8 protein-coding genes and 1 pseudogene are annotated in these 9,599 nt (G+C 39.0%); 2 read left to right on the top strand and 7 right to left on the bottom strand.

The annotated features are described in order from the left end of the window. Positions 1 to 351: 351 nt before the first annotated feature. Together WJP93_RS12285 and WJP93_RS12290 are read right to left on the bottom strand one after the other, a co-directional pair. Positions 352 to 1,449, bottom strand: a complete 1,098-nt coding sequence (locus WJP93_RS12285) for a GNAT family N-acetyltransferase (RefSeq protein WP_321207216.1) — start codon at positions 1,447 to 1,449, stop codon at positions 352 to 354. A gap of 43 nt (positions 1,450 to 1,492) precedes the next feature. After that, positions 1,493 to 2,125, bottom strand: coding sequence for a flavin reductase (locus WJP93_RS12290; RefSeq protein WP_227102532.1), 633 nt, complete (start codon positions 2,123 to 2,125; stop codon positions 1,493 to 1,495). 259 nt (positions 2,126 to 2,384) lie between these two features. Between WJP93_RS12290 and WJP93_RS12295 the strand changes: the two genes are divergently transcribed. Both WJP93_RS12295 and WJP93_RS12300 read left to right on the top strand, forming a co-directional pair. Next, positions 2,385 to 4,118, top strand: coding sequence for a hypothetical protein (locus WJP93_RS12295; protein WP_337548612.1), 1,734 nt, complete (start codon positions 2,385 to 2,387; stop codon positions 4,116 to 4,118). Between the two features lie 35 nt (positions 4,119 to 4,153). Further along, positions 4,154 to 4,639: an HD domain-containing protein gene (locus WJP93_RS12300; protein ID WP_227102534.1), complete on the top strand. Its 486-nt coding sequence runs from the start codon at positions 4,154 to 4,156 to the stop codon at positions 4,637 to 4,639. A gap of 97 nt (positions 4,640 to 4,736) precedes the next feature. Here WJP93_RS12300 and WJP93_RS12305 read toward each other — a convergent pair whose 3' ends face one another. The 5 genes and pseudogenes from WJP93_RS12305 to WJP93_RS12325 form a co-directional block, all read right to left on the bottom strand. Next, positions 4,737 to 5,270 carry a prolyl-tRNA synthetase associated domain-containing protein gene (locus tag WJP93_RS12305; protein ID WP_262538882.1) on the bottom strand — a complete coding sequence of 178 codons (534 nt, stop codon included), beginning with the start codon at positions 5,268 to 5,270 and terminating at the stop codon, positions 4,737 to 4,739. A gap of 76 nt (positions 5,271 to 5,346) precedes the next feature. Next, positions 5,347 to 6,021, bottom strand: coding sequence for a GNAT family N-acetyltransferase (locus WJP93_RS12310; protein WP_337548613.1), 675 nt, complete (start codon positions 6,019 to 6,021; stop codon positions 5,347 to 5,349). A 192-nt stretch (positions 6,022 to 6,213) separates the two neighbouring features. After that, positions 6,214 to 6,441, bottom strand: a complete 228-nt coding sequence (locus WJP93_RS12315) for a hypothetical protein (protein ID WP_337548614.1) — start codon at positions 6,439 to 6,441, stop codon at positions 6,214 to 6,216. Beyond that, complete coding sequence (locus tag WJP93_RS12320; RefSeq protein ID WP_262538885.1) at positions 6,438 to 7,244, bottom strand: Cof-type HAD-IIB family hydrolase; 807 nt, start codon at positions 7,242 to 7,244, stop codon at positions 6,438 to 6,440. The genes WJP93_RS12315 and WJP93_RS12320 overlap by 4 nt, the downstream gene beginning before the upstream one ends. A 154-nt stretch (positions 7,245 to 7,398) precedes the next feature. Further along, positions 7,399 to 8,211, bottom strand: a pseudogene (locus WJP93_RS12325) (UDP binding domain-containing protein); the annotation flags it as partial. Positions 8,212 to 9,599 lie beyond the last annotated feature (1,388 nt).

Genomic DNA, 9,599 nt, shown 5'->3' on the forward strand with positions numbered 1-9,599 from the left:
CTATATTTCAGTCTATAGGGCTGGATGACGCTACAAGAATCTAAGGAATCCCACGATTTTAACCGTGGGAGTATGTCAAAAAACAGGTATTAAAATGTGGCGCCATCCTCGTTGTCGTCATGGGACTTTCGATGATGTCACAGGGTACTGCCCTGTCAGGTATGAGCAGCCAAATAAACACTCTTTTTTCTGCAAATGGCGAAACTGCCGTAAAGACATCCGATCGGAATGATTCAGATACAGACATGGAAAAAGATGGAATCCAATATGTCTCCAGCACACTGGAATCTGGTCAGCTACACTTCTTTTTTGCTGGAAACAGGCACAGGCTTGTTCTACTCGCGAACTCAGTTACGCTTCTGGCAGCTGCGAGAACCAGATTACCTGCGGCTGTGGAACCTTGTGTTCCCCAATCATCTTTTCCATCCAGACCATGTTATACCAGGTATCAAATTTATAGCCACACTGATGGAATTCACCCACCATCTGATACCCTAATTTTTCATGGAATAAAATACTGTCCCTCGTCAAGTGCGCATCCTCTATGGCAGGGCTTGCGATGCAGGCATTTACATTTACAATATTTTGTCTGCGAAGCTGTACTTCTAGTGCATCATACAATGCTCTTCCAATTTTCTGACCTTTCTTATCATGTTTTACATAAATAGATGTTTCCACTGCCCAGTCATATGCCGGACGCTCATGAAGCGGTCCAGCATATGCATATCCTACAATTTCACCATTATACTTTGCTACGAGATATGGATACCGCTCCAATGTATGCGCGATCCGCACTGCAAATTCTTCTATTGTCGGTACCTCATACTCAAATGTAATCGCAGTTTCTCTTACATACGGCGCATAAATGGCAAGCAACTTTTTTGCATCTGCAATCTGTGCAACTCGAATACTCAAGCGTCCACTTTCTACCGGTTCCTCATAAAGTGTAATCCAATAGCGCTGCTCAATCTCACCATTCTCCTCAAATTCTGATTCCAAAACGCCACCGTTATTCATGATAGACTTTGCCGACCCAATATTTGTCTTGTCGCAGGTCATCAAAACCTTATTTATACCAAGCTTTCGACACTCCTCAAGTGCCAGACCAATCATCGCAGTCGCATAGCCTTTTCGTCGCTCACTCGGACGAATTCCATCTCCGATATGTCCACCACTCTTGCATAAATTTTCATTTAAATAATGACGTATATTGACAGCACCAACAAAAATGTTGCGATCCAAATCCAGACAGAAAAACGTAGAATCTGGAACAAGACCATCTCGTGCCTCCTTCAGTTCCAAATTTTCCAGATAATTGTCAAAGTCATGGTAATCACTTTTGCGAATCGCATACGGAGAGAAGTCCTGCTCAACCGCCAGCCATTCATCCATCATGTCCGTCAATTGCTGTTTATATTCATGTGTCAGCTTTACTAGTTTTATATTCATAAGCTACTTCCATTTTCTTTTCTACATTTTCTATATTTGCTGGTTACTCAACTTTCTTTACAATCTTTTCAAAGTCAGATGCCGGATGCTTGCACAATGGGCAGACAAAATCCTCTGGCAGTTCCTCACCGACATACTCATAACCGCAGATAGTGCAGCGCCATACAGTCTGACCTTCCTCAGTTATATCAACAGCCTGTGGCTTCGGCTTAATGTTATTCAGATAATACTCATACGTCACTGATGGCACTTCACTTAGTACTTCCATATCTGTAATCTCACCGATGAACATCGTGTGAGAACCAAGATCCTCACTCTTTGTAACCTTTACAGAAATATAAGCATTTGTGCCCTCTGTGATATAGTAAATTCCATTTGCACCGCGCGTACATGATGAAAAATCTGCAAACTTGTCCACCTCGCGACCTGTCTGGAATCCAAACTGCTTAAACAAATCAAATGATGCATTCTGGCTGATTACAGATACCGTAAAGGCACCAGTTCTCTTGATCATATCATGTGTGTAATTTAATTTGTTAACACATATACTTAACTGATTTGGCTCAGATGCCGCCTGGATTGCGGTGTTGATAATACAGCCATTGTCCTTGCTGTCCTCTTTTGCGGTCAAAACAAAAAGACCGTAGCTAAGCTTATACATTGCTTTCTTGTCCATTCTTGATTCCTCCTCATTAGGATTTATTCTTACTTAATAGAGATCATTATATTATTGAAAAGAATTTTGTCAAGCAGATTTTCTCTGACCAAAGCAGCCAATTAAAAAAGACTTAACTGCCTGACTGTTTATATTAAAAACAATGGAATTCATTTAATTTAATATTTTTACTAGTGACAAGTGCTTTAGAAAATGATAGACTTGGATTAAGCAATATTTATCCGACTTTATCACACAAATTTAAATTAGGAGGTATTTTATGAAGCACTTTAAAAATTTCAAAACATGTGTCTACTGCACAGCACAAACGCTTGCATCGTTGGACGAAACTACGCTTGCACGGGACTATGCCTACCTTGAGAAATATGTCGGCATCGACAAGGTCTATCTGGAAACATATCGTGATGGTACTTGGGTCGCAATCGATCACATGAAAATGATTCAAAATTTCTTTAAAAAACATGGTGTAGAAATAGCTGGAGGTATTACAACCGTCACACCTCCACTTGAAAAAGACGATGTAAAACGTCAGCGCTTATTCCAGACATTTTGCTATTCAAATGAAGCAATGAGAACTTATCTGAAAAAGATCGTAACATATACCGCTGAGCTTTTTGATGAGATAATTCTGGATGACTTTTTCTTTACTTCTTGTACCTGCGATGATTGTCTTAGAGAACGCAGCAATCTTAGCTGGGCAGAGTTTCGTTCAAAAAAAATGATTGATGTAGCGGAAAATCTCATTTTAAAGCCTGCGAAACTTGCAAATCCATCTGTAAAAGTTACCATCAAATATCCAAACTGGCGTGAATCATACCATGAAACAGGTTACGTTCCAAAAATTCAGCCGTCTATGTTTGACAAAATCTATACTGGAACAGAAACTCGAAACACTGCACACACAGATCAGCATCTGCCACGATATTTAAGCTATTCTATTATGCGCTACATGGAGCACGTAGCACCTGGCAGAAATGGAGGCGGTTGGTTCGATACATACTCCTGTTGGCCAATCGACTGTTATCTAGAGCAAGGCTATTTGACTGCACTCTCACGTCCACAAGAAATCACACTATTCCAGTGGGGAGATCTGTTTGAAAACCGTCTTGTAACACCACTTGGCATGCAGCTTAGCAAACTTGATCGCATTCTCAATCAGGTTGGAACACCTTGCGGAACACCAGTTTATCTTCCTTATGCTTCTGATGGTGAAAATCATATTGAAGATCATCTCGGCATGCATGGAATTCCTTTCGAACCTGTACCAGATTTTCCGACTAACGCTGAAAACGTTTTCCTGACGCAGGCTGCGTTAAAAGATCCTGATATTTTACAGAAATTAGAAGCTTTTCTTCGAAATGGTGGTACCGCTGTTGTGACGACTGGTTTTGCCTCTCATATTCAGGCAGCACAATGGGCGCAGTTTAGTTCCGTGCGATTTACAGGCAGAAAACTTACAGCCAATCGCTACCATGTAACTGACGATTTCGCCGGCTTTTATGAAAATCAGCAGCCAGTAACTTTTGATGAACTACAGTTTTCAAACAATGCCTCCTGGTCTTACGTAAACGCTGGCTCTGGCGACAGCCACAGTTCCATTTTGCTTCTTGATACTTACGGCAAAGGAAAGCTTTTTACACTCGCTGTGCCAGACTGCTTCGCCGACTTCGCTAAGCTTCCAATTCCAGTAATGGATATGATCCGCCGCCCATTTGCTTCCCATGGCTTATATATCAGTGGCAGAAATGTTTCCCTGTTCCAATACAACAATGATACTTTTGTCTTATACTGCTATGCTGGAAGCAATGCAATCCCAGAACGTGTTTCAATTCATCTGCTTTCACCGGCATGTCATCTGACAGGGCTAAGCGGAAAACCAATTGGAAACTTTATCGAAACCTTCTGTCACCATCAGCAATGGGATGAAAAGGAATGGATAGCTTCCGTACTGGTTCATCCTGGCGAATTTTATGCTTTTAAGATCGCGCGCTGATTGACAAAAAACACTTATGAGGAGAAATACTCAAAATGATAAATAAATTGCATCTGGCAATGATTGAATTATATAGCAACGACGCAAAACGGATTCAGCATTTCTGCAAAGTACATAGTTATGCAAAGTTAATTGCTGAAACAGAAAATGTAGATAAGAAATGTTTGTTTATCATTGAAACGGCTGCTTTGACACATGATATTGGAATCCATGTTTGTGAAGAAAAATATGGAAATTGCAATGGAAAATTACAGGAAAAAGAAGGCCCTGCAATAGCAAAAAAGCTGCTTGAAAAATTAGGATTTGACAAAGATGTATCTGATCGAGTTCAATATTTGATCGCACATCATCATACATACGACAATATTGACGGAATTGATTATCAGATATTGGTAGAAGCTGATTTTCTTGTTAATATTATGGAAAGCGATTTATCTAAAGAGGCTACTTTAAAAGCTTATCATACCATTTTCAAAACAACATGTGGAAAGACAATTTGCAGAGAAATGTTCGGTATTTAACAGAATAATTTTTTCTAAAATGGAGGCAGCGCTGTCGTAACAAGCGTTGCCTCCATATCACTCTTAGAATAAATCGTTAAATATTTTGCCTTGATTATTATAACTTCACTTTTATAAATTCATGATTCACCGCAGGAAGCACTTTCTCAACCAAATCCGATGTGTGAAAACGAATGCTGGATGTATTAATGCACGGATGGCATCCGATAAATTCACCCTTTAATACATCTTCATCAATTAAGAGCTGAACGTGATTTTCGGTATCGTTCATCAATCCTAATACACTGACAGAACCCGGTGTAATATCAAGAAATTTTTCCATGTACTCGGGCTTTGCAAAGGATAAGCGTGATGAATTAATTTGGGCGGACAAATCCTTTGTGTGGAATACCTTTGTATCTGGAATCATTAATAAATAAAACTTGGTTTCCTGACGATTGCACAAAAAAAGATTTTTGCAGATCGTTGCCTGCAATACCTTGTCGATCTCCTGGCAAACCTCCATTGTCATTGCTGCCTCATGATCGACGCGCTCATATGCTACGCCTAATTTATCCAATAAATCATAGGTGCGAATTTCTTTTTCCAATCTGCCTGCCGTGTATTTCGGTCTTCCTTTTTGTAGTTCCATGATAGTGCCTTTCTCTCGTTCTCGATTTTCTTAATTTCTTTATCCGTACTCTTTCTGTCCCCGTGGTTTCTATTTTTTATCCCGTATAAACATCATCAGCAGTATTTTTTTCTGTAATCAGTTCCACCCAAGCAACCTCAAAACCAGCTCTTGCAGCGACATGCTGTGATGCAAGATTTGAAAAACTTGTCCCATAATATGGCACGATTCCTTTTTGGAGAATGTCTGATTTAAGTATTGAGACAAGTCCCGAAGCAATATGTCTGCCCTCAAAATTCTTGTTCACGTTAATTCCAATCTGCCAAAAAGAAGGACTGTCAGCACTAGCTCCTGCCATACCGACTATCTCATTATCTATAATTGCTGCAACTGCAAGTACATCCGGTGACGCTTCACTGAAACAAAATGCTTCATCAAACCTGTCATCATCTTTAAATTGAAGAATTTCTTCCTGATTGTATTTTTTTATTTCAACACCATTTATTTCATATACATGATCATCCTTTGGAATGAAAAATGGATGGACTGTTTTAATCCTATATCCCTCTTTCTTTAAAATTTCATCCAATTTCCTAAAATTTACAACATCCATAAACCAATTACCTGATTTATTGGAAAATTGCTTTTGACATACGTCAACAACACTCTTTTTTCCTGTAAATATCAGCTTTCCGTTTACAGCAATTACCTTTAAGACACAATCATCAGCTTCTTCAAACTGTCTCCTGCCTTCAATTTTTTTATATTCCATAAAATGATTTTTATCATCCTTTATATCCGAAATCTGACAGCAATAGTCAATTGCTAACTGCTGATATAGTTTTTCTTTTATATAATCCATATCCATCACCTCACACTATATTTTTTGCTGAGGACAAGCACCATATGCTCGTTAATTCAGCAACTCGGCCATAGAATGGCCAAGGATTCCCGCGCCAGATTCCTAAAGATCGCATTCTAATTGACAATCATACGGTTCATCTTCAACATGTTTTTTATTATAAACTTCTGCCTCAACACACCCCATTGATTTATAAAAGGCTTGACTTTCAACGGCTGAGTGTGCAGATATGTAGAGCTTTTTAGCTCCTTTTTGTTTCGCCCATTCTTTTATGTTGGTAAATCCTTTGGGATCACGAATCTGATACTGCATGCTATCATGTTTATTCATATTACATTGAGCGCACGTAATGCATATGGTATACCATCTTCATTGTTTGACAAAGTACTCATATCCGATGCCTTTTTGACATCAATCTCTGCGTTTTTCATTGCGATTCCAATACCTGCCGCTTTAAGCATAGGAATATCATTTTCGGAATCTCCGAAAGCAATGCTGTTCCTTACATCTATTTTCAAAATTCTGCATATATCACAAAGGCCCTGTCCTTTGTTGATTCTGCGGGGAAATATCTCCAAATAAAAGGCGGCAGTTCTGACAACAGTTAAATCCTCCGGCAGAAAGTTTCTGATTTGCTCCTGTACCTCGTATATTTTCATAGGATTAACCGCCAAAAGAATCTTTATAGGGGAAAATGTAAGCCAATCCGCCAGGTTACCGACCTCTGTACATTGCATCTGATTATTCCTACATTCATATTCAACCTTATACCCGTTTTTATCTGTAACATAAAACATCTTGCCGTCGTCAACGATAACAGTTACTGGAAGTTCTTCCAGAAACCGGAGAATTCTTCTAGTCATAGTAAGACCCATACTGATTTCATAGAACGTATTTCCTGCGCAGTCCGTTATTCTTCCTCCATTATAAGACATCAGGATTCCTCCGAACTGTTCCATTTTTAACTGATCTCTAATGCTGAAAAGCCCAGAAGCTGGACGAGCAGATGCAAGGACAAGACGTATTCCTTTTTTCTCCGCTTCAATCAATGCTTCCAAAGTTAGGTTGGATATATTTTTCCGGTCATCTGTCAACGTCCCGTCAATATCCAGTGCGATTATTTGAACATCCATCAAAAATTCCTCTTGAAACAACTTTCGATTTATTTAATAAGGTATACTTACCCTTGACACTGGGTTAAGTATAGCACTAAATACAACTATTGTCATCCTATTTTTCATTCTCTTGATAAGTTGAGCCGGGGACAGGCAACGGATATTTTGATGTTTAATCCCGTTTGTAAATGTCGCGTGTGTATACTTTCTCTTCCACATCTTCAAGAGATGAATCAAATCGGTTGGCAATAATAACTGCACACTTTTTCTTAAACAGCATCAGATCGTTGACGACCTGACTGCCAAAGAAAGTACTGTTGTCTGGCAAAGAGGGCTAATAGACAAGGATAGTCGCCCCTTTAGACTTGATTCGCTTCATTACGCCTTGAATGGAAGACTGACGGAAGTTATCACTTCCTGCTTTCATGGTCAACCGATATACACCGATAATGATATTCTTTTCTTTGTCAGCACTCCACTCGTCATTTTCACTGTATGCTCCGGCAAGCTTCAGTACACGATCAGCAATAAAATCTTTTCGTGTCCGATTGGATTCCACAATAGCAGCGATGAGTTTTTCTGGGACATCGGCATAATTGGCAAGAGGTTGCTTGGTGTCCTTAGGTAGACAGTAACCACCATAGCCAAATGAAGGATTGTTATAATGAGTTCCGATCCGTGGATCCAAGCAGACTCCTTCAATGATCTCTTGTGTACTCAATCCTTTTAACTCTGCATAGGAATCCAGCTCATTAAAAAAGGCCACGCGCAGAGCCAAATACGTATTGGAAAATAATTTGACTGCTTCTGCCTCCGTTGATCCCATAATAATCGTATCCACATTCGGCTTTAGTGCGCTCTCTTGAAGCAGCGTAGCAAACTCTCTGGCCGCACACATGAGATGTTTGCTCCTTGTATCAATACCAACAATGATACGGCTAGGATAAAGATTATCGTAAAGCGCTTTGCTTTCCCGCAAAAACTCCGTATTTTTTTTGCTGGGGACAGGCACTGGATGCCCTGTTTTTGTGCGGTCAGAGTTGTTTTTGATTGAGACTCCGGTATTTCACAGACTCTCTTGCGGAATTTCTGAATCTGGTAATAAAAGTTACTCGGACAGATTTGATGCGCCTCGCACCATTGCTTATCCGTAAGTCCACTCAAGCGGCACTCATGAATCAGAGAAAGCCACTCCATGCACTAATTATGACACGGTTTAGGCAGATATGGAATCCAGGGTGTTATTCGTCGCTTACCGTTTTTCACCTCAATATACCAATATCACGTTATATGCGGACATTTTAATAATTCAATTTGTTTCACCCAACTAAGATTAAAACCGTTGCAATGACCACCAGCATATCCTGTTTCAGTGGTCTGCCAATTCGTATATATCATGACTTCATCTCCTTGATGCAATGAACTGAACGAAATTCTTTGTCCTCTGTTATATATATACGGCAATTTTTCTGTAACTATATCTATATGATATAATCTTTTTTCACCTTCAAAATCATATAAATATCCATCTAAACAATTATTACTTATATCGACCTGTGTAATTACTAATTCATGACATGGTATTTTGGCCAAATTCATATACAGTTTTCCGTCATAGTAGTAGCAATTATATTCATAGCGACCACAAAATTGAAATATACTTACTCCATAAATATCTGGAAAAAGAAACATACATGTAATTAAAATCAATATTCTCAGCATTATATTCAGTTCCCTTCAGTGAGTATAATAGTACTGAATGCAATTAGCAATTCCATTGTTAACAATTCTTCCTATATTGAATTTCGTTGGAGTTATAGCATCAGCATAACCACTAATATGTGTTGCTATAACGCCAACGCTCAATCATTTTGCTCCATTCTTGTAAGCGGAAGTTGCGAGCCGCTAAAGATGTTTGAGATTTCATAGATAGCCTCCAATTGTTCTAAAAAGTTTAGCCTAAACTTTTTAGACTGAATTTTTTAGAGCATTATCATTTGTCGAGGCTATTATCTCAAAAAATGGGCTTGAGTTGTTACTGAACTTGTTTTTTTGCCGGGGACAGGCACTTTCGTTCTCTGTTAACATTTTGGACATATTTAATGAGGTGTACTTACCCTTGACACTGGATTAATTATAGCACTAATTACAACCGTTGTCATTCTATTTTTTTCACTCTCTTGATAAGTTGAGCTGAGCAGTAACACGCTACCCTCTCGTGCTGCTGCTCAGACTTCTCTGCACAAAATGTATACTTTTGTTTATAGAACTTTTATAAACTTTATATTTTTTTGCCGGGGACAGGCACTTTTTTTCTTGAAAAAATATAGCTCTTATTTAGGAGAAATCTCACCGGCTGTGCCAAACGAAATA

It is taken from the genome of Anthropogastromicrobium sp., assembly GCF_037349415.1.
Lineage (GTDB): Bacteria > Bacillota > Clostridia > Lachnospirales > Lachnospiraceae > Anthropogastromicrobium > Anthropogastromicrobium aceti.

What these genes read in the sequence shown, in the direction of transcription:
- WJP93_RS12285 (WP_321207216.1), bottom strand. Translation starts at nt 1,449, where the DNA reads ATGAATATAAAACTAGTAAAGCTGACACATGAATATAAACAGCAATTG.
- WJP93_RS12290 (WP_227102532.1), bottom strand. Translation starts at nt 2,125, where the DNA reads ATGGACAAGAAAGCAATGTATAAGCTTAGCTACGGTCTTTTTGTTTTG.
- WJP93_RS12295 (WP_337548612.1), top strand. Translation starts at nt 2,385, where the DNA reads ATGAAGCACTTTAAAAATTTCAAAACATGTGTCTACTGCACAGCACAA.
- WJP93_RS12300 (WP_227102534.1), top strand. Translation starts at nt 4,154, where the DNA reads ATGATAAATAAATTGCATCTGGCAATGATTGAATTATATAGCAACGAC.
- WJP93_RS12305 (WP_262538882.1), bottom strand. Translation starts at nt 5,270, where the DNA reads ATGGAACTACAAAAAGGAAGACCGAAATACACGGCAGGCAGATTGGAA.
- WJP93_RS12310 (WP_337548613.1), bottom strand. Translation starts at nt 6,021, where the DNA reads ATGGAATATAAAAAAATTGAAGGCAGGAGACAGTTTGAAGAAGCTGAT.
- WJP93_RS12315 (WP_337548614.1), bottom strand. Translation starts at nt 6,441, where the DNA reads ATGAATAAACATGATAGCATGCAGTATCAGATTCGTGATCCCAAAGGA.
- WJP93_RS12320 (WP_262538885.1), bottom strand. Translation starts at nt 7,244, where the DNA reads ATGGATGTTCAAATAATCGCACTGGATATTGACGGGACGTTGACAGAT.